This is a genomic window from Aminobacter anthyllidis (assembly GCF_018555685.1).
In the GTDB taxonomy this organism is placed as follows: Bacteria; Pseudomonadota; Alphaproteobacteria; order Rhizobiales; family Rhizobiaceae; genus Aminobacter; species Aminobacter anthyllidis.
The window spans coordinates 713339-739020 of the sequence record NZ_JAFLWW010000001.1 but is presented as its reverse complement, the minus strand read 5'-3'; the positions used below and the strand labels follow the sequence as shown (position 1 = coordinate 739020).

At 64.0% G+C, this 25682-nt stretch carries 23 protein-coding genes; 21 read left to right on the top strand and 2 right to left on the bottom strand.

Going from position 1 to position 25682, the window contains the following annotated elements; genetic code table 11:
• Positions 1-3: 3 nt before the first annotated feature.
• The 18 genes from J1C56_RS03905 (at position 4) to J1C56_RS03820 (ending at position 19607) form a co-directional block, all read left to right on the top strand.
• The gene (locus J1C56_RS03905; protein ID WP_214386141.1) at positions 4-981 is read left to right on the top strand and encodes a quinone oxidoreductase family protein; all 978 of its coding nucleotides are present in this window, start codon (positions 4-6) and stop codon (positions 979-981) included.
• 100 nt (positions 982-1081) lie between these two features.
• Positions 1082-2659, top strand: a complete 1578-nt coding sequence (locus J1C56_RS03900; protein ID WP_214386139.1) for an ABC transporter ATP-binding protein — start codon at positions 1082-1084, stop codon at positions 2657-2659.
• Positions 2659-3759 (top strand): ABC transporter permease, encoded by a 1101-nt coding sequence (locus tag J1C56_RS03895; protein WP_214386137.1) that lies wholly within the window; start codon positions 2659-2661, stop codon positions 3757-3759. Before J1C56_RS03900 ends, J1C56_RS03895 begins: the two co-directional genes overlap by 1 nt.
• Positions 3752-4666 (top strand): ABC transporter permease, encoded by a 915-nt coding sequence (locus J1C56_RS03890; RefSeq protein ID WP_214386135.1) that lies wholly within the window; start codon positions 3752-3754, stop codon positions 4664-4666. Before J1C56_RS03895 ends, J1C56_RS03890 begins: the two co-directional genes overlap by 8 nt.
• A 113-nt stretch (positions 4667-4779) precedes the next feature.
• Complete coding sequence (locus J1C56_RS03885) at positions 4780-5850, top strand: BMP family ABC transporter substrate-binding protein (protein ID WP_214386133.1); 1071 nt, start codon at positions 4780-4782, stop codon at positions 5848-5850.
• 168 nt (positions 5851-6018) lie between these two features.
• Positions 6019-6855 carry a sugar phosphate isomerase/epimerase family protein gene (locus tag J1C56_RS03880; protein ID WP_214386131.1) on the top strand — a complete coding sequence of 279 codons (837 nt, stop codon included), beginning with the start codon at positions 6019-6021 and terminating at the stop codon, positions 6853-6855.
• A 254-nt stretch (positions 6856-7109) separates the two neighbouring features.
• A complete protein-coding gene (locus J1C56_RS03875; protein ID WP_214386129.1) occupies positions 7110-7988 on the top strand; it encodes a branched-chain amino acid ABC transporter permease in 879 nt (292 codons plus the stop codon).
• 2 nt (positions 7989-7990) lie between these two features.
• The gene (locus tag J1C56_RS03870; protein ID WP_246591103.1) at positions 7991-9796 is read left to right on the top strand and encodes a branched-chain amino acid ABC transporter ATP-binding protein/permease; all 1806 of its coding nucleotides are present in this window, start codon (positions 7991-7993) and stop codon (positions 9794-9796) included.
• Positions 9789-10493, top strand: a complete 705-nt coding sequence (locus J1C56_RS03865; protein ID WP_214386127.1) for an ABC transporter ATP-binding protein — start codon at positions 9789-9791, stop codon at positions 10491-10493. Before J1C56_RS03870 ends, J1C56_RS03865 begins: the two co-directional genes overlap by 8 nt.
• Before the next feature lie 6 nt (positions 10494-10499).
• The gene (locus J1C56_RS03860) at positions 10500-11042 is read left to right on the top strand and encodes a thioesterase family protein (RefSeq protein WP_214386125.1); all 543 of its coding nucleotides are present in this window, start codon (positions 10500-10502) and stop codon (positions 11040-11042) included.
• Positions 11039-12652, top strand: coding sequence for a GMC family oxidoreductase (locus tag J1C56_RS03855; RefSeq protein ID WP_214386123.1), 1614 nt, complete (start codon positions 11039-11041; stop codon positions 12650-12652). The genes J1C56_RS03860 and J1C56_RS03855 overlap by 4 nt, the downstream gene beginning before the upstream one ends.
• A 55-nt stretch (positions 12653-12707) precedes the next feature.
• Positions 12708-13652: an aldo/keto reductase gene (locus J1C56_RS03850; protein WP_214386121.1), complete on the top strand. Its 945-nt coding sequence runs from the start codon at positions 12708-12710 to the stop codon at positions 13650-13652.
• A gap of 115 nt (positions 13653-13767) precedes the next feature.
• Positions 13768-14664 (top strand): enoyl-CoA hydratase, encoded by an 897-nt coding sequence (locus J1C56_RS03845; protein WP_214386119.1) that lies wholly within the window; start codon positions 13768-13770, stop codon positions 14662-14664.
• 34 nt (positions 14665-14698) lie between these two features.
• Positions 14699-15862 (top strand): acyl-CoA dehydrogenase family protein, encoded by a 1164-nt coding sequence (locus J1C56_RS03840; RefSeq protein WP_214386117.1) that lies wholly within the window; start codon positions 14699-14701, stop codon positions 15860-15862.
• 14 nt (positions 15863-15876) lie between these two features.
• Entirely contained in the window at positions 15877-16941 is a 1065-nt protein-coding gene (locus tag J1C56_RS03835; protein ID WP_214386115.1) for an acyl-CoA dehydrogenase family protein, read from the top strand.
• Positions 16934-18085: an acetyl-CoA C-acetyltransferase gene (locus J1C56_RS03830; protein ID WP_214386113.1), complete on the top strand. Its 1152-nt coding sequence runs from the start codon at positions 16934-16936 to the stop codon at positions 18083-18085. Before J1C56_RS03835 ends, J1C56_RS03830 begins: the two co-directional genes overlap by 8 nt.
• 2 nt (positions 18086-18087) lie before the next feature.
• Positions 18088-18690, top strand: a complete 603-nt coding sequence (locus tag J1C56_RS03825; RefSeq protein ID WP_214386111.1) for a gamma carbonic anhydrase family protein — start codon at positions 18088-18090, stop codon at positions 18688-18690.
• Positions 18691-18701: 11 nt separating this feature from the next.
• Positions 18702-19607 carry an SDR family oxidoreductase gene (locus tag J1C56_RS03820; protein ID WP_214386109.1) on the top strand — a complete coding sequence of 302 codons (906 nt, stop codon included), beginning with the start codon at positions 18702-18704 and terminating at the stop codon, positions 19605-19607.
• A 195-nt stretch (positions 19608-19802) separates the two neighbouring features.
• On the opposite strand, the gene J1C56_RS03815 is transcribed toward J1C56_RS03820, so the two are convergent.
• Positions 19803-21389 (bottom strand): FadD3 family acyl-CoA ligase, encoded by a 1587-nt coding sequence (locus tag J1C56_RS03815; protein ID WP_214386107.1) that lies wholly within the window; start codon positions 21387-21389, stop codon positions 19803-19805.
• Positions 21390-21596: 207 nt separating this feature from the next.
• Here J1C56_RS03815 and J1C56_RS03810 point away from each other — a divergent pair, with 207 nt between their 5' ends.
• From J1C56_RS03810 to J1C56_RS03800, 3 genes are all read left to right on the top strand, one after another.
• Positions 21597-22400 carry an SDR family oxidoreductase gene (locus J1C56_RS03810; RefSeq protein WP_214386105.1) on the top strand — a complete coding sequence of 268 codons (804 nt, stop codon included), beginning with the start codon at positions 21597-21599 and terminating at the stop codon, positions 22398-22400.
• 2 nt (positions 22401-22402) lie between these two features.
• Positions 22403-23536, top strand: a complete 1134-nt coding sequence (locus tag J1C56_RS03805; protein ID WP_214386103.1) for a helix-turn-helix transcriptional regulator — start codon at positions 22403-22405, stop codon at positions 23534-23536.
• Positions 23537-23718: 182 nt separating this feature from the next.
• A complete protein-coding gene (locus J1C56_RS03800) occupies positions 23719-24216 on the top strand; it encodes a flavin reductase family protein (protein WP_214386101.1) in 498 nt (165 codons plus the stop codon).
• Between the two features lie 107 nt (positions 24217-24323).
• On the opposite strand, the gene J1C56_RS03795 is transcribed toward J1C56_RS03800, so the two are convergent.
• Positions 24324-25472 carry an LLM class flavin-dependent oxidoreductase gene (locus J1C56_RS03795; RefSeq protein ID WP_214386099.1) on the bottom strand — a complete coding sequence of 383 codons (1149 nt, stop codon included), beginning with the start codon at positions 25470-25472 and terminating at the stop codon, positions 24324-24326.
• Between the last annotated feature and the right edge of the window lie 210 nt (positions 25473-25682).

Below are 25682 nucleotides of genomic sequence, written 5' to 3'. Positions count from 1 at the left end.
CGAGTGCCCAAAGCCATACGCGTCCATGCCCATGGCGGCCCCGAAGCGCTGACCTACGAAGAGGCTGATGTCGGCCGGCCTGGCCCCGGCCAGGCACTCATCCGCCATACCGCCATCGGTTTGAACTTCATTGACGTCTATTTTCGCACCGGCCTCTACCCAGCGCCGAACGGCATGCCGGTGACCCCAGGTGGCGAAGCGGCTGGCGTGGTGCTCGAACTGGGCGACGGCGTCGACTGGCTCAAGGTCGGCGATCGCATCGCCTATGCAGTACCGACGGGCGCCTATTGCGAACAACGCGTCATTGCCGCCGACCGGCTGGTCAAGATACCTGACGGCATCTCCGACGAGCAGGCGGCAGCGATGATGCTGAAGGGCATGACCGCCGAATACCTGCTGTTGCGCACCTTCAAGGTGAAGGCCGGCGATACGATCCTCTATCATGCCGCGGCCGGCGGCGTCGGTCTGATCCTTGGCCAGTGGGCCAAGCATCTTGGTGCGACTGTCATCGGCACTGTCGGATCGACGGAGAAGGGCGACCTCGCCCTGGCGCATGGCTTCGACCACGTGATCAATTATCGCGACCAGGATTTCGTCGCCGAGGTGGCTGCCATCACCGGCGGCAAGAAATGCGACGTCGTCTACGATTCCGTCGGCAACGATACCTTTCCCGGTTCGCTCGACTGCCTGCGGCCGCTTGGCATGTTCGTCAGCTTCGGCCAGTCGTCGGGGCCGATCCCGCCGTTCAATATTTCACTGCTGGCGCAGAAGGGCTCGCTGTTTGCCACGCGGCCGACGCTGTTTGCCTACAATGCCAGGCGCGAGGATATGGTAAAGTCGGCTGAAGCGCTGTTTGACGTTGTGCTGAAAGGCGCTGTGGAGATCAGGATAAACCAGCGGTTTGCATTGCACGACGCGGCGCAGGCTCATGCCGATCTGGAAGGCCGGAAGACGACGGGGACGACCGTACTTATCCCTTGAGTTTTCGCTAGAATTCTTGAAGCTCTTTCAACTTGTGACATGCTTTGCTCCGAGAGCGGGACGCGCCTACCATGCTCTCGGGAACATAAAAAGTAAGACAATGGGAGGCGTTGTGGACACAACCCCTTTAGCCAATGGTCGGAACCTGCTTGAGGTTCGCGGCCTGACGAAGGTATTCGGCACACTCAAAGCGTGCGATCAGGTAGACCTGACCATTGCCAAGGGCGAAATCCATGCCCTGCTCGGCGAAAACGGCGCGGGCAAGTCGACGCTGGTGAAGATGCTGTTCGGCTCTCTGGAGCCCAATGCCGGCGAAATTCACTGGAACGGCCAGCCGGTCATGATCACCAGCCCCGGCGTTGCCAAGAAGCTCGGCATCGGCATGGTTTTCCAGCACTTTTCTTTGTTCGAAGCGCTGACGGCTGCTGAAAACATCGCGCTTTCGCTGGCCGATGACACGCCGATCAGCACGATTGCAGCCAAGGCGCGCGCGCTGTCCTATAGCTACGGCCTGCCGCTCGATCCGGACTCGCTGGTCGGTGACCTCTCGGTCGGCGAACGCCAGCGTATCGAGATCATCCGCTGCCTGCTGCAGACGCCTGATTTGATCATTCTCGACGAACCGACTTCGGTGCTGACGCCGCAGGAAGCCGACAAGCTGTTCGAGACGCTCGAGCGCCTGCGCTCCGAGGGCAAGTCGATCCTCTACATCTCGCACCGCCTCGACGAAGTCCGCCGCCTGTGCGACAGCGCCACGATCATGCGACACGGCAAGGTTGTGGGGCACTGCAATCCCCGGCTCGAGACGCCATCCTCGCTAGCACGGATGATGGTCGGCACCGAGGTCAAGAACGCCGAGCGCACCACGGCATCGGTGCGCGGCGAAGAACTGCTCAGCATCTGCGGCATGAGCCGCAAGCCTGCTGGGCCGTTCTCGATGCCGCTCAAGAACATCTGGCTGAGCATCGCCGGCGGCGAAGTCATCGGCATTGCCGGTGTCGCCGGAAACGGCCAGGGCGAGCTGTTCGAAGCGATCTCGGGCGAAGCGCTGCAGGAAAGCGCCGATGCCATCCGCATTCGCGGCAAATCGGCTGGACGCATGGGCATTTCGGCACGCCGCCTGTTGGGCGCTGCCTTCGTGCCTGAGGAGCGCCTCGGCCACGGTGCAGCACCGCGCATGCGGCTGTCGGACAACCTCCTGCTGTCGCGTCACACCACTGACGGCAAAGCCTTTGTCAGTGGCCTCGGTGTGGTCAAGTCGGGCGCGATCCAGAAGGCGGCTCAGCGCATCATCGAGGTAATGGACGTGCGCAAGAGCGCACCCGATCCTGAAGCCGCCGCACTTTCGGGTGGCAATCTGCAGAAATTCATCATCGGCCGCGAGCTCGACCGCAACCCTGCCGTGATGGTCGTCAACCAGCCGACCTGGGGCGTCGACGCCGGCGCCGCCGCGCGCATCCGCCAGGCGCTGATCGAGCTCGCCCGCAACGGCTCGGCGGTGCTGGTCATCAGCCAGGATCTCGACGAGTTGTTTGAAATCTCCGACTCGATCGCCGTCATGCACAATGGCGAGCTGTCGAAGCCGATCCCGATCGCCGAAGCGACGCTCGAACGCATCGGGCTGCTTATGGGTGGGGCCGAGCCGGGTCATCCCGATCATGCGAAGGAGGTCGCGTGATGCGGATCGAACTCGTCAAACGTCCGGAGCGCTCGGCGCTCTTCGCCGCGCTTTCGCCCTTCATCGCGCTTGGGCTGACGCTGATCGCCGGTGCGATCATGTTCTCGCTGCTCGGCAAGAACCCTGTCGAAGCGCTGTATTACTACTTCATCGATCCGCTGCGCGAGGTCTGGTCGCTGCATGAGCTGGCGGTCAAGGCAGCTCCGCTGATCCTGATCGCCGTCGGCCTGTCGATCTGCTACCTCTCGAACAACTGGAACATCGGCGCCGAAGGCCAGTTCATCGTCGGTGCGATCATGGGATCGATCCTGCCGGTGATGTTCCCCGACTTCCAGTCGTGGATCGTCCTGCCGCTGATGCTGCTGATGGGCATCGCCGGGGGCGCGCTCTACGGCGCCATCCCGGCCTATCTCAAGGTGCGCTTCAACACCAACGAGATCCTGACCAGCTTGATGCTGGTCTATGTCGCGCAGCTGTTCCTCGACTGGATGGTGCGCGGTCCGTGGCGCAACCCGGCAGGCATGAACTTTCCGGAGACGCGGACCTTCAGCCCGAGTGCCGTGCTGCCCGAGATCTGGTCGGCTTCGGGCCGCGCCAACTGGGGTTTTGTCTTCGCCATCGTCGCGGCAATCGCCCTGTGGTTCATGCTGTCGCGTACGTTGAAAGGCTTCGAGGTGCTGGTGCTGGGGCAAAGCCCGCGAGCAGGGCGCTTTGCAGGCTTCTCGCAGTCGCGGATGGTCTTCTTCGCCTTCCTGGTCTCCGGCGGTCTCGCAGGCCTCGCCGGCATCTCCGAAGTCTCGGGTGCCATCGGTCAACTGCGGCCGACGATCTCGCCCGGCTATGGCTTTGCCGCGATCATCGTTGCTTTCCTCGGACGCCTGAACCCGCTCGGCATCATCGCCGCGGGCCTCGTCCTGGCACTGTCTTATCTCGGCGGTGAAGCAGCTCAGATCTCGCTCGGTGTGTCCGACAAGGTGGTGCGCGCCTTCCAGGGCATGCTGCTGTTCTTCGTGCTCGCTTGCGACACGCTCATCCTTTACCGCATCCGCTTTGTCGGCGCCTCTGCTGCAAAGACCGTGGAGGCCACGCAAAATGTTTGAAGACATCCTGATAACGATTGCGACGGCGGCAACTCCGCTGTTGATCGCATCCGTCGGCGAAGTGGTGGTCGAGCGCTCGGGCGTGCTCAATCTCGGCGTCGAAGGCATGATGGTGATGGGGGCTGTGACCGGCTTCGGCGTCGCGCTGACGACCGGCTCGCCCTGGCTCGGCGTCTTGGCCGCGATCATCGTCGGCGCGCTGTTTTCGCTGCTGTTCGGCTTCCTGACGCTGACGCTGGTGACCAACCAAGTGGCGACAGGCCTGGCACTGACGCTGCTCGGCCTGGGCCTGTCAGGCATGCTGGGCGAAAGTTTCGTCGGCCTGCCAGGCATTAAAATGGACTACATCCACATTCCCTTCCTCAGCGAACTGCCGTTTGTGGGCAAGCTGTTGTTCGGGCAGGATCCACTGTTTTACGTGTCGCTGCTGTTGACCGCCGGCGTCGCCTACTTCCTGTTCCGCACGCGGGCAGGGCTGACATTGCGCTCGATCGGCGACAACCACACTTCGGCGCACGCACTCGGCATCAAGGTCATCGCCATCCGCTACCTCGCCGTCATGTTCGGCGGCGCGTGCGCGGGACTTGCCGGCGCCTATCTGTCGCTCGTCTACACGCCGCAGTGGATCGAAAACATGACCGCAGGCCGGGGCTGGATTGCCTTGGCGCTGGTGGTGTTCGCATCGTGGCGGCCGTGGCGCGTGCTGGCCGGCGCCTATCTGTTCGGAGCGGTTTCGATCGGCCAGCTGCATGCCCAGGCGTTGGGCATCGGCGTGCCGTCGCAACTTCTTTCTTCGCTACCCTATCTGGCAACCATCGTTGTCCTTGTCCTAATCTCGCGCAACAGACGACTGACGATGGTGAACACTCCGGCTTCATTGGGGCGGCCGTTTGTGCCAGATCGCTAAGACCATGGCGCCGATTCGAAAGTCGTTTTGAACGGCTTTCGAGGCGGGCCATGTACAGGGACTATAAAAAGGATGGGATAGTGCCCCGGGCAACCACTAAGAGGAACAAAAGCATGAAGAAGACAATTTTGTCGTTTGCCGCGGCTGCCGCCGTGATGTCTTTCGGCACGATGGCGGCGGAAGCCGCGACCAAGGCCTGCTTTGTCTATGTCGGGCCAATCGGCGATTTCGGCTGGTCCTACCAGCATCATCAAGGCCTCGAACACATGAAGAAGGAACTCGGCGATCAGGTCGAGACCGCCTATCTCGAAAGCGTTCCCGAAGGCGCCGACGCCGAGCGTGCGATCGAACGTTTCGCACGTTCAGGCTGCAACATCATCTTCACCACGTCCTTCGGCTACATGGATCCGACCAACAAGGTAGCGGGCAAGTTTCCCGATGTGAAGTTCGAGCACGCCACGGGCTACAAGCGTGAGCACCCGAATGTCGCGACCTACAATTCGAAGTTCCATGAAGGTCGCTACATCCAGGGCGTGATCGCCGCCAAGATGTCCAAGGCAGGCGTCGCGGGCTACATCGCTTCGTTTCCGATCCCCGAAGTGGTGATGGGTATCAACGCCTTCGTGCTCGGCGCGCAGTCGGTCAACCCGGACTTCAAGGTCAAGGTGGTGTGGGCCAACACCTGGTTCGACCCGGGCAAGGAAGCCGACGCCGCCAAGGCGCTGATCGACCAGGGCGTCGACATCATCACCCAGCACACCGACTCGACGGCACCGATGCAGGTGGCGACCGAGCGTGGCATCAAGGCGTTCGGCCAGGCTTCCGACATGATCAAGTTCGGCCCGACCACGCAGCTGACCTCGATCGTCGATGATTGGGGCCCGTATTACGTCGAGCGTGTCAAGGCGGTCGTCGACGGGACCTGGAAGCAGCAGGACGTCTGGGGCGGCATGAAGGAAGGCCATGTCGTGATGGCGCCGTTCGCCAACATGCCCGACGACGTCAAGAAACTGGCCGAGGAAACCGCGGCCAAGATCAAGTCCGGGGAATTCAATCCGTTCACCGGGCCGATCACCAAGCAGGATGGCACGGAATGGCTCAAGGCCGGTGAAGTGGCCGAGAACGGCGTGCTGCTCGGCCTCAACTTCTACGTCAAGGGCGTGGACGACAAGCTGCCGCAGTAATCGGCTGACATTGCCGAGCGCGTTTCTTGCTCAAAAAAAGAACCCCCGGTTTTGCCGGGGGTTTTTTGTTTCAGTGCCTCGCGAACCCATGTCTAGTCCGAATGGACCTGTATGCCGGTTGTTGGAGGGACATTTTGGGCATCGACGGCAGCACCACCCGGGAACATCATGAAATCACGCGAATTCATCTGCAGCTCGCATACCGTCAGCGGCGTGATGCCCGGCAGCCCGGTGGCATCGCGCCATGGTTTTGCGTCCCGAGTCGAGGCATGTGCCACAGCAGGCTACACCGGCATGTGCCTGCATTTCCGCGATTATGCCGAGCAGCGGGCGCGCGGTTTCGGTGACGGCGAGCTGCGTTCCATCCTCGAAGTGCATGGCATGAAGCACGTTTCGGTCGAGTTCCTTACCGACTGGTTCATGGACGGTGAGGCGGGGCTGCTTTCGCGCCGCAACGAGGAGACGGCTTTCAGGGCGGCCACGGCCTTCGGCGCCAAGGTGCTCAATGTCGGTCCCGATCTTGGCGGGCGCGGCATCCCGCTGGACACGATGCAGCAGCGGTTTCGCGCGCTCTGCGGCCGGGCTGCCGCGCATGACATCGCCATCGCACTGGAACTGGTTGCCTGGGGCAATGTTAAGGACGTCGACACGGCACTGGCAATCATTGGCGAAATTCCCAACGCCGGCCTGGTCATCGATTCGTGGCATGTCTTCCGTGCTGGTATGCCGCTTGCGGATCTCAAGCGGATACCTGCCGACAAGGTGCTGTGCGTTCAGGTCAACGACGCCGACGCGATGCCGACGGGAGCGCTCGCTTCGGAAACGATGAACCGCAGACTGTGCGGGCAGGGTGGTTTCGATCTAGCCGGCTTTGCCGCAACGCTTGATGCCATGGGCGTTGCCGTACCTTTCAGCATCGAAGTGATTTCGCCTGACCTCGCGGCGCTCGACCTGCAAAAAGCGGCCAAGTTGTCGTTCGACACGACCAGAAGCTGTTTCTCGTGACATCACCGACGTTGCGGTTGCGGATGCCGGTCTGGTGGCGGTGAAGCATCCGGACGCTGGCCGTTCGATGTCTCCATGGCGGGTGATCAAATGCCGCCATTGCAAGCATTTTTCGTTAGTCCGTTCGAACGATGTTGCGACCACGGCTGCCACGCATAAGCTGACCTCAAAATACCCCTTCTTCGTCAGCGTTCCGGGCTTGCCCGCGGTGCAGGCAAGGGCGGGTTCATAAGTGTGGTCAGGGAGGCGAGCTTATGCTCAGTGAAATACTGATCATCGTGATACGTGGGATCGCCATAGGGTCGATCTTCGCCACCATCGCGATGAGCTTCAATATCGTTCATGGTGCGACGAACATCTTCAATTTTGCCCAGGGCAACATGTTCATCCTGGGCGGTTTCGCCGCCTATTTCCTGGCCAACCAAGTGGGGTTCGGCCAGTGGACGCTGATGCTTGTGCTGGCCGGGCTGCTGATCGCCGCCTTGGTCACCATCCAGGGCTACATCACGCTGCTGCCGCTGCGCTCCTCGGTCGAGCAGGACAGCTGGCTGATCTCGACGGTTTCGGTCTCGGTCATCGTCGCGGCACTCCTGATGATCACGCAGGGGCCGTTTGCGTATTCTGTCCAGAGCGTGGTGCCGAGCTTCCGCATCCTCGGCACGCGCACGCCGGGTGCTTATGCGCTGGCGATTGCGGCAATGATCTTCTGGTTCTTCGCGTTGCGCTTCTTCCTGCGCAAGACCTTCATCGGGCTCGCCATCAGCGCGCTGTCGCAGGACTTCGACGCCGCACGGGCAGCTGGCCTGCCGGTTCGCCGCCTGCAGCTGATTTCGTTCGCCATCAGCGGCCTGATGGTCGGTACCGTCGGCTTCCTCGTCGCTCCGGTGATCTCGGTCAGCCCCGACGCCGGCCTGAAATACGTGCTCAACGGCTTCGTTGCAGCCGTGGTTGGCGGCATCGGCTCCAACGCCGGCACGCTGATCGGCGGCCCACTTGTCGGCGTCGTCGCCATGCTGACGGCCTACAAGGTCGGCGGCGCCTACCAGGACCTGGCATCGCTTCTGGTGCTGGTGATCATCTTGATGTTCAGGCCGCAAGGCTTGTTCGGTCGCGTCGGCGCAAGGCGGGTGTGACCATGCAGGCGAATGCAAACGTGCAGACCGGACCCGTTACCATGGCCGTCGAAAGCAAGCCGAAAGGCCGTTTCAATTCCGACCTGACGCAGGTCTGGATCGGGGTGGCGCTGATCGCCATCACCGGCTTCGGCCCGGTGATCCTTGGCAATTCCTACTGGATCCATACGTTCCAGCTGGTCAACATCTACATCGCCGCGGCGATCTTCCAGAACATGCTGTTCGTCGATGCCGGCCAGAAGTCTTTTGGCCAGGGCGCGATCCTCGGGCTTGCCGCCTATGGTGCTGCAATCCTCTATGGCCTGCATGACTGGCCCTTCGCACTGGCAGCGCTCGGCGGCATTGTCGCTGCCGTCCTGGGCGGCCTGCTGTTTGCGCTCCCGGCGCTGCGCGTGCAGGGTTTCCATCTCGGCTTCGTCACCATGAGCGCTGCGATCGTCTTCCCGCAGCTGCTTGTGACGCTCGACAAGTGGACCAACGGCATCAATGGCATCAGTGTTTCCGTGCCCGAGCTGACCAACCCGGTCGTGTTCGGCATGTCGCCGCTGGCGATCGCGGTTGCTGTGTTCCCGATGATCGCGCTGTTCGCTCACTACGGCATCCGCCGCTCGAAGCTCGGCCGCAGCATGTTCGTGGCCGCACTGAGCCCCGAGGCGGCACGGTCCCTCGGCATAAAGCCCGGCGTGATGCGCTTCACCGCCTTCATCGTCGCTTCGATCGGCACCGGCATCTGCGGCATCCTCTATCTGCCGACGGTGGCCTTCGTCAGCCCCCAGGGCTTCAACATCGAGCTGTCCTTCGTGTTCTTCTTCGCCGTCGTCGTCGGCGGACGCGGGCAGATGCTCGGGCCGATCATCGGCATCTGGATCGTCTTCATCCTGCCCAATATCCTGCTGGCCCAGTTCGTCGAATACCGGCTGCTGATGTACGGCACACTGACGCTGCTGGCGGTGCTGATTTTCCCCGACGGGATCGTCGGTTCGATCGAGCGTCTGCGCGCCAAGCGCAAGCAGACCGGTGGCGGCGAGCAGGCCTTCCGCATCGACGGTTTCCTTGCCAACCTCCAGTCTGGCAAGGTGGCGCGCTCGCCGTCCGAGGAGATCGCCGTCGAGGTGCGCAACGGCACCAAGAAGTTCGGCGAAGTCGTTGCCGTCAGCGCGGTCGACCTCAAGGTCCGCAAGGGAGAGGTCCACGGCCTGATCGGCGCCAACGGTTCGGGCAAGACCAGCCTGCTCAATGTGCTGAGCGGCCTGTCGCGCCTGAACTCCGGCTCGTTCACCATCAACGGTGTCGACGCCACCAACATGGCCGCCGACCGCATCGCCAACATGAGCCTCGGCCGCACGTTCCAGGCGCCGCGCATCTTCAGCCAGCTGTCGCTGTGGGACAATCTGAAGATCGGCGTGGACGCCCGCGTCGGCCCGGCAAGCGCCGACATCACGGCGCTCGCCAAGGCGATGGAGGAAACCTTTGGCCAGGACAGCGCGACGCTGCTGTCTCACGGACAGCGCCGTCTCGTCGAGGTGATGCGCACGGTGCTGAAGGAAGCCACGATCGTCTTGTTCGACGAACCGGCCGCCGGCCTGTCGCAGGGCGAGCGCACCAATTTCGCCAATCTCGTCAGGTTCCTGAGCCGCCAAATGGGCAAGACCGTCATCCTGGTCGAGCACGATCTCGACCTGGTGTGGGGCATTGCCGACACGATCACGGTGCTGGAGCAGGGCCGCGTGGTTTCCTCAGGCAAGCCGGACGTGGTCGCCAAGGACCCTGCTGTGCAACATATGTTCGTGGGGTCGCGCCATGCTTGAGGTCAAAAATCTGGTTGCCGGTTACGGCACCATCCCGGTTCTGCGCGATGTGTCGCTGACGGCCAAGGCGGGCGAAATCCTGCTCATCGGCGGCGAGAATGGTGCCGGCAAGTCGACGCTGATGCGGGCGATCGCCGGCTTCAACAAGCCCGACAGCGGCGAGATCCTGCTCGACGGCAAGGTGATCGGCGGGCAGGCCCCTGAAAAGATCGCGCAGTCGGGCCTGCGCCTGGTGCTCGACGGCCACCGCGTATTCCCTGAGCTCAGCGTGTTCGACAATCTGCGCATGGGGGCGGCGGCGCGGCGCGGCGATCGCGCCGGCTTCAACAACGCGGTCGAGGAGATCTACTCGGTCTTCCCGATCCTGAAGGAGAAGCAGAAGCTCTACGCCCGCGATCTGTCGGGCGGCCAGCAGCAGATGCTGGCGCTCGGCCAGGCCTTCATCGCCCAGCCCAAAGTGTTGCTCTGCGACGAGCCGTCCATGGGCCTCGCCCAGGCGCTGCTGCCGCCGATCCTTGCCTTTCTGCGCCGCTGGGCACAGACCGGCACGGCGGTGGTCATCGTCGAGCAGCATCTGGCGGTGACTGCACCATATGCCGACCGCGCGATGATCATCGAACGGGGCCAGGTCAAGTTCTCCTGCCTCGCCTCGGAACTCGACGAGAAGCTCAACGCTCCCGCGCAAGCGGCGGAGTAAGGGTTGATGAAAGACGAGGGCGCTGTGGGGGACGAGGTGTCGGGCGCCAATGCCGTCGACGCCGAGAACGCACCGCGCCCTTACATCAGCTTCCGTGGCAAGGTCGAGCCGCACTGGCTCGACGTCAACCGTCATATGAACGTGTCGTGGTACGACCACGTCTTCGACATCGCCGAAAGCGACCTGTTCGAGGTGTTCGGCATCCATGACGCGTATATCAGGCGCACCAGCTACAGCTTTTTCCGGTTGGAGAAGAGCGTTCGTTACGCGCGCGAGCTGATGCCCGACGCCAGGCTCGAGGCACGCAGCGTCGTGCTGTGGACCGACCTCAAGCGCGTCCACCATTTCCACGAACTGTGGAATGTCGACCAGAATTATCGCGCGGCAACCCTCGAGGGCCTGTCGATCCATGTCGACCTGCGCCTGCGCAAGGCGGCCCGCATTGTCGAGCGCGACGTGGCCGATCCGCTGAACAGGCTCGCCCAGGAACATGCGCGGCTACCTTGGCCGAAGGGCGTGGCGCGACGAGATTTCAGGACCAGGACGTGAGCTTCGCCGATCTCGAGTTCGACTACGTCGTTGTCGGCGCGGGCGCTGCCGGCTGCGTGCTCGCTGCCCGCCTGTCCGAAAATCCGAATGTTCGGGTCGCGGTCATCGAGGCCGGCGGGCTCGACAAGGGCATGCTGATCCGCATTCCTGGCGCCAATGTCGTGACCGGCACGCACCCGGCCTATAATTGGAGCTACGAGAGCGAACCGGTGGAAGCGCTGGGGGGGCGCAAGCTCTACTGGGCGCAGGGCAGGATTGTCGGCGGATCGAGCTCGATCAACGGCATGATGTACATGCGCGGCCACCGGCGCGACTACGACAACTGGAAGGCGCTGGGCAACGACGGCTGGGGCTATGACGACGTCCTGCCGTATTTCAAGAAGTCCGAGACCAACGAGCGCGGCGCCAGCGACATCCATGGCGACAGCGGACCGATGCAGGTGTCGAAGGGGCAGGGCACCGCACCGGTCTGCGACATGTTCCTCGACGCGGCGGCGCAGGAAGGCCTGCCGCTGACCGACGACCTCAACAAGGATGCGGCAGAAGCCTTCGGCCATGTCGACCTGACCATCGGCAAAGGCAAACGGTCGAGCACGGCTGCCGCCTTTCTTCACCCAGCGCTGAAGCGGCCGAACCTGACGCTTATCGTCGACGCGCCGGTCAAGCGGGTCGTGATCGAGGCAGGAATCGCGACCGGCGTGGTGTTCTTTCATCAGGGCCGGCCTCGCGTGGCGCGCGCGGTCAAGGAAGTTATCCTCAGCGGTGGCGCGGTCAACTCGCCACAACTGCTGATGCTGTCGGGCGTCGGCGACGCCGGCAGTTTGCAACGCCTGGGCATCAAGGTAACCGCCGACCGGCCCGAGGTCGGGCGGAACCTGCAGAACCATCCGATGTACCGGCTGATGTACACGACGACCAAACCGGTCAGCGCCTACAGTCACGTCAGGCCTTGGGGCGCTTTGAAGGCTGGGGCGCAGTATGCGCTGAGGCGCCGGGGCGTACTGAGCCGCGGGCTGTTTCCGACGTCGGGCTATTTCCATGCCATCGAAGGCGACCCGGGCAGCGAGATCCAGGTCTGCATGGCGCCGGCAACGGTCATCAGGCGAGGCCCGGGCGTGCTGGGCATCCTGCCGCGGGAGCACGGCTTCACGCTGCTGCTCAACCATGGTTCGCCCTACAGCCGCGGGCAGGTGACGCTGAAGTCGGCTGATCCGATGGCGCATGCGGCGATCTCGCCGAACTATTTCTCCGATCCGCGCGACTTGCGCATCCTGACCGAGGGAGCCGACCGGACCCGCGCCATCGTCAACCAGCCGGCGCTGCGCAGCGTGCTCGACAAGGAGCTGTTGCCAGCGCGGCCGATCCGTTCGCTCGACGACATCGCCGAAGACATTTTGGCGACAGCGGTGACGCACTACCATGCCGCCGGCACGTGCCGGATGGGCGCGGACGCCGACTCGGTGGTCGATCCGCAGTTGCGGGTGCGTGGGGTCGAGAGGCTGCGCGTGGCGGATGCGTCGATCATGCCGGTGCTGGTCAACGGCAATACCTATGCGGCGACCGTCATGATCGCGGAGAAGGCTGCGGACATGATCAAGGCCGCAGCCTAGGCAGTTTGCCAACGAATTACGATAGTTATCGAATGAACATGATGGAGTAGACGAGATGGAAAAGCGCGTTCTCGGCCGCACGGGCCTCGAGGTTTCGGTGGTCGGTCTCGGCTGCAACAACTTTGGCGGCATGATCAAGGCGCTCGACACCGAGGGTGCGCGGAAGGTGGTGCATGCGGCGCTCGATGCCGGCATCACGCTGCTCGACACCTCGGATTCCTACGGCATCAACGGCGGGTCGGAGACTACGCTGGGCCAGGTCCTCGGCGACCGCCGCAAGGACGTGGTGCTGGCGACCAAGTTTGCCTCTCCGCTCAACCGCGAGAAGAGCAGCCGCTACAATGGCTCGCGCGGCTACATCATGAATGCTGTCGAAGACAGCCTGCGCCGGCTCAAGACCGACTACGTCGACCTCTACCAGTACCATTTCCCTGACCCGCAGACGCCTATCGAAGAGACACTCCGGGCGCTGGACGATCTCGTGAAGCAGGGCAAGGTGCGTTATCTCGGCTGCTCGAACCTGCCGGCGTGGATGCTGGTCGATGCCAGCTGGACCTCGCGCCATCACAATCTGCACAGCCTGCAGTCCACCCAGGCGGAGTACAACCTGATCTCGCGCATGGCCGAGACCGAGCTGTTCCCGGCGATGCGCCGCACCGGCATGACACTTCTGCCCTATTTCCCGCTGGCGAGCGGCCTTCTGACCGGCAAATACCGCAAGGGCCAGGCGCTGCCCGAGGACACGCGCATGAACATGGCCTATTTCAAGTCCGGCCTGACCGACGCCAATCTCGACAAGGTCGAAAAGCTGATCGCCTTCAGCGAGGCACGTGGGCGCACCATCCTCGAACTGGCGTTCTCCTGGCTGGCCTGCCAGCCGATCGTTTCCAGTGTCATCGCCGGCGCCACCCGTGCGGAGCAGGTGGTGGCTAATGCGGCTGCTGCCTCATGGAAACTGACGGTAGCCGAGCTCACCGAAATCGACACGATCTGCAAGTGATTGTGCGGCGCACAAGGTTGCCGGCGCGTTAGTCCCTTTGGACGATTGCACCCCTTGGCGGGGAACGTAGTTTCCCGTCAGCTACCAAGTTGGATTGTCAGCGGAAACCCTTGATATGAGCGATCTGGTTGAGCCGCGCACGGCAGACATCACCTATGAGACGGCTGAGCCGGTTCTCTATGAAACCGAGGGGCCGATCGCCTGGGTGACGATGAACCGCCCGACGTTCAACAACGCCCAGAACTCGCAGATGACCTATGCGCTCGACGACGCCTTCAGGCGCGCCGTCGACGACGATGCGGTCAAGGTCATCATCCTGCGCGGCGCGGGCAAGCATTTTTCGGCCGGCCACGATATCGGCACGCCGGGCCGCGACGTCAACAAGAGTTTCGACCGCCGCCTGATGTGGGCAGACCACACCAACAAGCCGGCAGCCGAAATGCTCTACACCAGGGAGCACGAGGTCTATCTCGGCATGTGCCGGCGCTGGCGCGACATTCCCAAGCCGACGATCGCGCTGGTGCAGGGCGCCTGCGTCGCCGGTGGGCTGATGCTTGCCTGGGTCTGCGACTTCATCGTCGCCACCGACGATGCGTTCTTCCAGGATCCGGTGGTGCGCATGGGCATTCCCGGCGTCGAATACTTTGCGCATGCCTTCGAGCTGCCGCCGCGCGTGGCCAAGGAATTCCTGATGATGGGCGAGCGCATGCCGGCAGCACGGGCCGAGCAGTTCGGCATGGTCAACAAGGTGGTGACCCGCGACGAGCTCGAAGGGGCCGGCCGGGCCATGGCCGAGAAGCTGGCGCAGTACCCGCGCCTTGGCCTGTGGCTGTCGAAGCAGGCGATCAACCATGTCGAGGACCTGCGCGGCAAGCGCACCGCCATGGACGCGCATTACCACATGCATCATTTCGCCCATGCCCAGAACGACCTGACCACCGGCAACACGCTGGGCGGGCAGGACGCCAAGAGCATGGCCGCCGCCAACAAGAAGCAGGCCGGCGAGGCCTGAGCCCGCCGCTTACGACCAACGGGAATTTCCAAGCGTGGATCTTGATTACACCGAACAGCAGAAGGCCTTCCGCCAGGAAGTGCGCTCCTGGCTCGAAAAGCATGTTCCCGGCAAGCCGCTGCCGTCCTTCGACACCAGCCGCGAGGGTTTTGAGGCGCATCGCGCCTGGGAACGCGTGCTGGCCGACGGCCGCTGGGGCATGGTGACCTGGCCGGAAAGCTATGGCGGACGCGGGCTCGACCTGATCCAGTGGCTGATCTTCGAGGAAGAATATTACCGCGCCGGTGCACCTCTGCGCGTCAACCAGAACGGCATCTTCCTGCTCGGGCCGACGCTGATGGAGTACGGCACGGAGGAGCAGAAGGCCCGCTTCCTGACGGCGATGGCCTCGGGCGACGAAATCTGGGCGCAGGCCTGGTCAGAGCCGCAGGCCGGTTCCGACCTTGCTGCCGTGCGCGCAACAGCCATTCTCGAACGCGACGAATATGTACTCAAGGGCCACAAGATCTGGTCCTCGCGCGCCGTCTTCGCCGACTGGGCCTTCGGCCTGTTCCGCACCGATCCGGCCTCGCAACGCCACAAGGGCCTGTCGCTGATCTTCTTCCCGCTCAACGCGCCCGGTGTGCGCGTGCAGGCGATCCCGCAGATCGACGGAGAGACCGGCTTTGCCGAAATCTTCCTCGACGATGTGCGCGTGCCTGCCTTCAACCGCCTCGGCGGCGAAGGCGAGGGCTGGAACATCTGCATGGCAACCGCCGGCTTCGAGCGCGGGCTGATGCTGCGCAGCCCGGCGCGCTTCCAGGTGGCGGCGCGCAAGCTGGTCGAACTGTTCAAGGCGCATGAGGCGGAAGTAGAGCCGACGGTGCGCGCGGCGGTGCTGCAATCCTGGATGGACGCCGAGGCCTACGCGCTGTCGATCTATGCCACAGCCTCGCGGCTCGCCGCCGGCGGCCATATCGGCGCCGAGGCCAGCACCAACAAGATCTTCTGGTCGGAAATGGACATCGCCATGCACAAGGCGGCATTGTCGATCCTGGGCGCGCGCGCGGAGCTGCTGCGCACGGCGCCCGAAGCCGGCGACATCGGCCGCTGGCTCGACGGCTACTTCTTCTCGCTGGCCGGGCCGATCTATGCCGGCTCGAACGAGATCCAGCGCAACATCATCGCCGAGCGCATGCTCGGTCTGCCGCGCGCATAAGGGGAGGCGAAAAGATGGATTTCCGTTTCTCCGAAGAACAGACGATGACGGCGGATGTGGTGCGCGAGCTGCTCGCCGATGTCTGCCAGCCGGCCGACCTCCGCCGGCTAATGGGCGCTGGCGTTGCCCGCGACGAGGCGCGATGGACCAAGATTGTCGAGATGGGGCTCGCCGGCGCGCTGGTCGCCGAAGACAAGGGCGGGCTCGGCTTGTCGGCAATCGACTTCGTGCAGATCGCCGAGGCTTGCGGCTACGCCGGGCTGCCGGAGCCGCTTGTCGAGAATGCGGGTGTGGTGTTGCCGCTGCTCGCGGCCTTCTCCGCCAACGGCCGGGCGGCCGCACTGCTTGAAAGCGCTCTTGTTGGCGACGTCACTGTCACGGTGGCGCACCCGACCAATCCGTTCGTCGCCGATGCCGATACCGCCGAGGCGGTGCTCGTCGTTCGAGACGGTGCCGTGCATCTGATCGAAACCGCCAAGGCGAAGATCGTGGCGCAGCCCAGTGTCGATCCGTTCCGCCGGCTGTTCACGGTCGAGTTCGAGCCGAGCGACGCAACGCTGATCGCTGGCGCCGATGAGGCCGCAGGGCCGCTGGCCGCCGCGCTCGACCGTGGCGCGCTGTTTGCGGCTGCCCAAATGCAGGGCATTGCCCAGCGCTGCGTCGATCTCGGCGTCGCCTATGCCAAGGAACGCCAGCAATTTGGCAAGCCGATCGGCTCCTATCAGGCGGTGAAGCACCATCTCGCCACCGCCCAGGTGAAGATCGAGTTCGCCCGGCCGGTGCTGCATGCGGCAGCTGCACAGCTGGAGAACGCCGACCTCTACAGCCGCGCCCGCATTTCGCAGGCCAAGCTCGCCTGCACCGACGCTTCCGACGTTGCCGCCCGCACCTCGATCCAGGTTCACGGCGCCATGGGCTATTCCTGGGAGGTGGACGTGCACTTCTTCCTCAAGCGCGGCATTGCGCTCACCAACTGGTGGGGCGGCCCCGCCTTCCACCGCGAGCGTGTCGCCGCCCGCGTTTTCGCGCGTCCGCTCGGACCCGAACACACCTTTGCCAGAGAGGCCGAACATGCCTGAAGCCTATATCGTCGACGCCGTCCGCACGCCGGTCGGCCGCAAGAAGGGCGCGCTCGCGCAGATGCACTCCGCTGATCTCGGTGCTCAGCCGATCAAGGCGCTGATGGCGCGCACCGGCGTCGATCCGAATGCGGTCGATGACGTTATCTACGGCTGCACCGACACGATCGGCTCGCAGGCCGGCGACATTGCCCGCACCTGTTGGCTGGTGGCTGGCCTGCCCGACCATGTGCCTGGCGTGACCGTTGATCGCCAGTGCGGTTCGGCCCAGCAGGCGGTGCATTTCGCCGCCCAGGCGGTGATGAGCGGCACGCAGGACCTGGTGATCGCCGGCGGCGTGCAGAACATGAACATGATCCCGATGGCGTCGGCCATGCTGGTCGGACCGCAATTCGGCTTCCCCGATCCGTTCAGCACCTCGCCGGGCTGGCTTGCCCGCTACGGCGACCAGGAGGTCGGCCAGTTCCGTTCGGCCGAGATGATCGCCGAGAAGTGGCAGTGCAGCCGCGAGGAAATGGAGCAGTTCGCGCTCGAAAGCCACCAGCGGGCGATTGCCGCCATCGACGCAGGCCGTTTCGTAAACGAGATTGTTCCGATCGGCGACTTCGCCGTGGACGAGACGCCGCGCCGCGACACGACGCTTGAGAAGATGGCGACGTTGAAGACACTGATCGAGGGCGGCCGCGTGCATGCAGGTGTTGCCAGCCAGAATTCCGATGCGTCGGCGGCACTGCTGATCGCCTCGGAGCAGGCGGTGAAGGACCACAACCTCAAGCCGCGCGCCCGCATCCACCACATCAGCGTGCGCGGCGACGATCCCATCTGGATGCTGACCGCACCGATCCCGGCAACGCGCCATGCGCTGGCCAAGACCGGACTGAAGATCGAGGACATCGACCTGTTCGAATGCAACGAGGCGTTTGCCTCGATCCCGCTCGCCTGGATCAAGGATCTTGGCGTGCCGCGCGACAAGGTCAACGTCAATGGCGGCGCCATCGCGCTCGGCCACCCGCTGGGCGCCACGGGCGCACGCATCATGACGACGATGCTGAACGAGCTCGAGCGCCGCAAGGGGCGCTATGCGCTCCAGACCATGTGCGAAGGCGGCGGCCAGGCTAACGTGACGATCATCGAAAGGCTCTGACCATGCCGGTCTATTCCTTCGAGGGCATCGTGCCTGTGGTCGATCCGAGCACATACCTGCATCCGACGGCCGTGCTGATCGGCGACGTGACCATCGGGCCGCGCTGCTACATCGGCCCGGGCGCTTCGCTGCGGGGGGATTTTGGCCGTATCGCGGTGATTGGCGATGCCAGCGTGCAGGATAACTGCACCTTGCACACCGGCGCGGGTTCCGACTGCGTCGTCGGCCGAGGTGCTACCGTGGGCCATGGCGCGATCCTGCATGGCTGCACGGTGGGCGAAAACGCGCTGATCGGCATGAATGCCGTGGTGCTCGATGGTGCGGTCATCGGCGACGACAGCCTGGTGGCGGCACTCAGCCTGGTGAAGAACGAGGTGGTGACGCCGCCGCGCAGCCTGATTGCCGGCAATCCGGCCAAGGTGATCAAGGAGATGCCGGAAGCCGCGATCATCTGGCGCAACAATGGCGACGGCGAATATCAAAGGCTGGCCGACAGGTCGCTTGCCGATCTCGTGGAATGTGAACCGCTGCGTGCGGCGGAGCCAGAGCGCAAGCGCAATGCCGGGCAGGCGCGCGCCGTGCGGCTGTCGACTGGGACAAAGTGAGAAGGACTGACATGGCAGGGATCTGCGAAAACAGGGTTGTGATCGTCACCGGTGCTGGCCGCGGCCTGGGCCGCGCCTATGCGCTCGGCCTCGCCGCCGAAGGCGCCAAGGTCGTGGTCAACGATCTCGGCGTTGGCACCCATGGCGACGCGACGACGGAGACGCCGGCGCAGCAGGTGGTCGACGAGATCAGAGCGATGGGTGGACAGGCCGTTGCCAACTATGACGACGTCACCGATTTCGAGGCCGGCGGCCGCATCGTCAAGGCAGCGCTCGATGCCTTTGGCGACCTGCATGCCGTGGTCAACAATGCCGGCTTCGTGCGCGACCGCATGTTCGTATCGTGCACACCTGAAGAGTGGGATGCGGTGCTGCGCGTGCATCTGCGTGGCCATTTCTGCACCAGCCGCCACGCTGTCGACTACTGGCGCGCCCAGCAGAAGGCGGGCAAGCCGGTCGACGCACGCATCGTCAACACCTCGTCGGGTGCCGGCCTGCAGGGCAGCGTCGGCCAGAGCGCCTATTCGGCGGCCAAGGGCGGCATCGCCTCGCTGACCTTGGTGCAGGCAGCTGAGCTTCGCCGCTATGGCATCACCGCCAACGGCTTGGCGCCGAACGCGCGCACGCGCATGACCGAAACCGCCTTTGCCGATGCCATGCAGGCGAAGGATGGCGAGTTCGACATCTTTGCTCCGGAAAACACGGCACCGCTCGTCGCCTGGCTGTGCAGCTCGGCATCGGCCGATGTGACCGGCCAGATCTTCGAGCTGATCGGCGGCAAGATCCGCGTGACGCTCGGCTGGAACGACGGCCCTGAGTTCGAGAAGGGCAGCCGCTGGGAAGCAGCAGCGCTTGGAGACAAGATCAAGGAACTGGTCGCAGAGCGCCCGGCACCGAAGGCCGTCTACGGCGCATAGACGAGCATACCGGGAAGTAGTCGAAAGGGCGTCGGGCAACCGGCGCCCTTTTTTCTTTGCCAGACAGCTCTCCCGAAACGGTGGCGGTCGCACGGCAGGGCCGGCCAGGAAAAAGGGCGGCGCTTGCGCACCGCCCTTTGATCGAACTCTGTGCATGCCGCTCCGGACCCAGCGTCGGAGGGCAGGCGGGTGCGGTCAGGCGTCTTGGGGGACCTCTTCGCGCAAGAGGTTCTTGAGCACCTTGCCTTGAGGGCTGGTCGGTAGTGACGGGCGGATCTCGACGCTGCGCGGGCATTTGTAGTTCGCCATGTTGGCGCGCGACCAGTCGATGATTTCCTTTTCGGTGGCGCTGGTGCCTGGACGAAGCACCACATAGGCCTTGCCGACTTCGCCGAGACGCTCGTCCGGCACGCCGATGACGGCGACGATGCCGATCGCCGGATGCGTGCTGAGCATGCGTTCGATCTCGGCCGGATAGCAGTTGAAGCCGCCGGTGATGTACATGTCCTTGAGGCGGTCCTCGATGCGCAAATTGCCGTCCGCGTCGAAGTAGCCGACGTCGCCGGTGTGCAGCCAGCCCTCGGCGTCGATGGTCCTGGCGGTCGCTTCGGGGTCGTTGAAATAGCCCTTCATGACGATGTAACCGCGGATGACGACCTCGCCGGGCTGGCCGTCTGGCAGGAAATTCCTGTGGTCGTCCATGATGCGGACTTCGACGCCGGGTGCGGCCTTGCCTGCCGTGTTGGCGATGACGTCGTCGCTGTCGGTCGCCAGGCACATGGTGCCGTAGCCGCCGCATTCGGTCAGGCCGTAGCCGTTGACGACGCCGGCAAAGCCGAGTTCCTCGCGCATGCGGCGGATCAGGATCGAGGGCACAACCGCACCGCCGGTGACGCCGAGGCGCAGGCTTGACGTGTCGAACTTCGCCAACTCAGGATGCTGCAGCATGCCCTGGAAAATGGCGGGCGGACCGGGGATGACGCTGATCTTTTCCTCCGAGACGCGCTTGAGGATCTCGCCGGCATCGTAAGTGAGGTGCGGCATCAGAACGGCGCCACGCATCATCGAAACGATGGCACCCGAGCGGTAGCCGAAAGCGTGGAAGAAGGGTGGGATGACCAGGATGCGGTCATGCTCGCGGATGCCGACGCGCGTCGCCCAAGCGTCAATGGCCTTGAGGCACTGCTGGTGGCCGTACATGACGCCCTTCGGGTAACCCGTGGTGCCAGAGGTGAAGAGCATGTCGCAGAGATCGTCGGGACCGACCGACGCCTCGCGCTCGGCCAGCTCGGCGTCGCTGACGCCGTCGCCTGCGGCAACGAAGCTGTCCCAGTTCTGGTCGCCGTTGCGTGTATCGCCGATGACCACGACCTGGCGCAGGGTGTCGCGCGTTTCGGCCTTCAGCTGGTCGGGGTAGTAGGTCCCCAGGAACGTACCGGCAGAAAACAGCATCGAGGTGCCGCTGCGCTTGACCAGTTCGGCGATTTCGATGCCCTTGAAGCGCGTGCTGGCCGGGATCAGGACAGCGCCTGCGGTAACCAGGCCGAGCGCCGTGGCGAACCACTGCCAGGTGTTGGGAGCCCAGATCATGATCCGGTCGCCTTTCTGCACGCCGGCGGCGACCATCGCCTTCGCAACGCGGCGGCGCATGGCGTCGAGCTCGACGAAGTTCAACGTAACGCCGCCATCCTCGACCGCCATCCGCGTGCCATAAACTTCGGCTGCGCGCGCGCAGAGATTTTGAATGGTGGTGAATTTCCAGTCGGCGTCTTCTGATATCATCTGGTTACCTGTCCGGCGCGGGCCGATACGACGATTTGGCTGGGCGCTTGTGTGCCAACCGGGCTAGTTTGCCGGAACATAGGCATGGGAGGCCGCCCGGCATCGTCCGAAGGGACGAATAATCCCGCCAAAGATCGACTTAAAGCCGTGTAGAACTGCGCGCAACGGCAGATGCGCGACGACGCCCGAGCAGCCTGGAGTTTCGACATGAGCAACGCCCCGCAACCGGCCCTGGCGACCTTCGAGGGAAGGGTTGTCCTCGTCACCGGCGGCACCAAGGGCATCGGCCGGGCGATTGCCGAGGGCTTCCTGGGTGCAGGCGCCACCGTTGTCGTCTGCGCCCGCACCGAGCCGGACAGTCTGCCGCATTCGAACGGGCGCCGGGCGATCTTCATGCAATGCGACGTTCGCACGGCGCAGGCCTGCAAGGAGCTTGTCGACCGTGTCGGCGAAGAGCATGGCCGGATCGACGTTCTGGTCAACAATGCCGGCGGCTCCCCCCATGTCGACGCAGCCACCGTGTCGCCACGCTTCTCCGACGCCATCGTCAACCTCAACCTGATGGCGCCTGTCTACCTTTCACAGGCGGTCTACCACTGGATGGCCAGGCTGCCGGAGGGCGGCAACATCATCAATATCGCCAGCGTTTCCGGCCGTCGGCCGTCGCCGGGCACCTCGGTCTACGGCGCGGCCAAAGCCGGCCTGCTCAGCCTGACCACAAGCCTTGCCCAGGAATGGGCGCCCAAGGTACGCGTCAACGCCATCATCGTCGGGTTGATCGAAACCGAAAAGGCCGACGAGACTTATGGTTCGCGCGAGGCGCAGCAGGCGATCGCCGCATCCGTGCCGATGCAGCGCATGGGCCGCGGCGATGATATCGCGCGCGCCGCACTCTATCTCGCCAGCCCGACGGCGACCTTCGTCACCGGCGCGACGCTCGAGGTGCATGGCGGCGGCGAGACGCCATTGTTCCTCGACCTGATCAAGCGTTACGCACCGGACGCGAGCTGACGGTGGCCGATCGGGCGGAAGCTCAAGGCGCCGTGCCCGATCACGACCAGCTGGTCGTGTTGCTTTATGCCGGCATCAGCGAGGCCAGTCCGTTCGACGGTTTCCTCAAGGCGTTGCGCGCGGCCGTCGATGCCGAGAGCAGCACGCTGATCATCGAGCGCCAGCGCCGCGACAGGCCGGGCGCCATCTATTCCGGCGCGGCCTCCGAGGAACGCATCGCCCGCTACAATGCACTTTACAAGCAAGATCCCTTCATCGACCTGCCGCTTGGCAAGGTGACGACGCTGGCCGAGCTCGTTGGCGAGGAAGGTTTTTCGCATTCGGAGTTCATGACAAATTTCATGACCGGCTCTGGCTGGATGCATGTCGTGGGCGCCGATATCGTCGAGGCGTCGGGTGCAAGGGTGCGGATGCGCGCAACGCGGGTGCTGGGCCGCGACAATTTCGGAACAAGTGAGCGCGAGACGTTCCAGCGGCTGCTGCCGCATCTGACGCAAGCGATGAGCCTGTTCCTGCGGCTCAACGGCCTTGAATCCGAACGCGAGCTTTTTGCCGGCGCGCTTGGACGGCTGGCGGTCGGTGCGATCATCGTCGACAAGGAGTGCCGCATCCTGCAGGCAACGCCGCAGGCCGAGGCGATCCTGGCCGAAAAGGACGTGCTGAAGAACGACCGCGGCCGGCTGCGCCTGCTCGATGATGCAGGTCCGAGCGGTGCGTTCACCGCGGCCGTCGCGGAGATCGCCGAAGCGGACCCCGCCTCCTTTGCCGGCTCGCGGGCGTTTTCGATCCATCGCTCCAGCGGCGAAGCGCTCGGCCTCGTCGTCCGGCCGGCACCACATTCCGCCAAGCTGCATGCGCCATTGCGCGGGGCGGCACTCGTCATCATCGCCGACGCCGGCAGCACGGTGGCGCCGCAGCCGGCGATCCTCGTCCGGCTGTTCGGCCTGACGCCGGCCGAAGCCGAACTCGCCGCACTGATGGGGCAGGGCCTCGACCTCGACGACGCCAGCGCAGCCCTCGGCGTCACCAAGAACACGGCCAAGGCACATCTGCGCATGGTGTTTTCCAAGACCGGCGTTTCCAGGCAGAGCGAGCTGGTCCGGCTGCTTTTGCGCTCGGTCGACGAACTGAGCTAGAGCCTTTCCGCTTTTCTACGAAACGCGGCAAGGCTCCAGCTTCTCGCCCTGACGCAACTCCGCACGGAAAACCGCGCCACACTTTTCCTGGAGTTGCTTGGCTCGCCCGTTCGAACGATGCCGCAAGGCGAGCCCTGCGCGATGATCCGTTCATTGAAGGACGTCGGCAGGAGGAGCGCGAAATGTCCGTTGAGATCAACGAGCTGGTGACGGACACGCGGGCGGCGATGCGCCGGCTGGCAAAATCGGTCGTCATCCTGACCACGAATTACCATGGCCAGCGGCTGGCCATGGCGGCAACCGCCGTCGACAGCCTGAGCATGGAGCCGCCATCGTTGCTTGCATGCGTCAATCGCAGCGCGTCGATCTTTGCCGCCTTCCAGGCGAAGTCGCCTTTCTGCGTCAACATATTGGCGCGCAATCATGAAGCATTGGCGCAACGCTGCGGCGGCCAGGTGAAGGGCGAGGCCCGCTTTGCCGAGGGCGATTGGCGCGAGCGTGACGGCATTCCCTATCTCGGCGATGCGCAGGCCAACATTTTCTGCGCCAATGACGGCGAGTTCTATTACGGCACCCACGGCGTGTTCGTCGGACGGGTCACCGACGTCGCACTGTTCGGCAGCATCGAACCGCTGATCTATGCCGATTCCCGTTATGTCGGGGCCCATCTTTCCATGTGACCATGGTTCGTAAGACCCACAGATGAAAAGGCCGGCATCTAGTGCCGGCCTTTTCGTTTGATGGCAGAGACAAGCGACCGGCCGGATGTACCGGTCGCGTGTACGGATCATTCGGCAGCGGCGACGCGCAGCTTCTTGCCGCGGAAATGGGGGATGACTTCGGAGCCGATCAGTTCGATCGTTTCCATGATCGCTTCGTGCGGTACCGTGCCCATCTGCGACAGGAACATGATCTCGTCGGCGCCAGCCTCGAACAGCCGTTCGACATAGCGGATGCAGTCGTCAGGCGTGCCGTAGGCATCGTTGATGTCGTCGAGATAGCCATAGGCCTGTGGATTGTAGGCGATCTTGTCTTCGCCGAGCTTGGCGAACTTGTGCTCGCGCACCTTGTCGAGCGCGGCCAGATGCTCTTGCGGGCTCATGTCGTCGACCTTCGGCTTTGGGCCACCCTGGTACCAGTGGGAAAGAGCCTCGGCAAAGAAGCGCTGGCCGCGCAGGCCGATGCGGCGAGCCTTGTCGCGGTCGCGCATGACGATGGCCGGGCACAGCGCCGACAGGTGCTCGGTCGGGCGGAAGCCGACCTGATCCTCTGGCTTGCGCTCGGCGAAGGCCTTGCGATAGGCGTCGCTCTTGGTCTTGATCTCGTCAGGTCCGCCGAAACCCATGACCAGTGCGCCGAGGCCGCGCGAACCTGCCGTCACCACCGCTTCCCAACGCGTGCAGGCCATGTACATGCGAGGATGCGGTTGCTGCAGCGGCTTGGGGTGCACCGGGCGGGCGGGGAACTTGATGTACTGGCCGTCATGCTCGACGCTGTCTTCGGTGAAGAGGCGTGGGATCAGGTACATGCTCTCGTCGATCAGCGGCTGCAGGTCGGACAGCTGGTAGCCGAAGGCGCCGGCTTCCTGCTGGCTGCCGCCCTTGCCAACGCCGAAATTGACGCGACCGTTCGACAGGATGTCAAGCATGGCGACGCGTTCGGCCACCTTGATCGGGTGGTTCATCGCCGGCGGCAGGCAGACGACGCCATGGCCGATCTCGAGCTTCTTCGTCTGGCCGGCGACGAAGGCCAGGAACGTCTCCGGCGCTGACATGTGCGAATATTGGGTCAATCCGTGGTGCTCGACGCACCAGACGCCGTCGAAACCATGCCTGTCGAGCTGGACGCATTGCTCGGCCATCTCGCGAAACACCTGCTGTTCGGCCTCGCGATGGGTTTCGGCGATCTGTGCCTCGTAGATCATGGAAAATTTCACTGGCAGGCTCCTCCGCTTGAGACAAATGCCCTCTCGGCATGGGCACAACTTTCTGGCGGGAGCCCCGGAAATTCATCGTTCGATCGGGTGAGGGCGTTGCCGCAGGGCGGCGGCTGTTGGGCCAGAACGGAAACGCGCTGGCTCAATTCAATGGTCCTTATGGACGATGTGTGGCAATCGCGTTAGGCCGAAACGGCGGCATCGATTTCC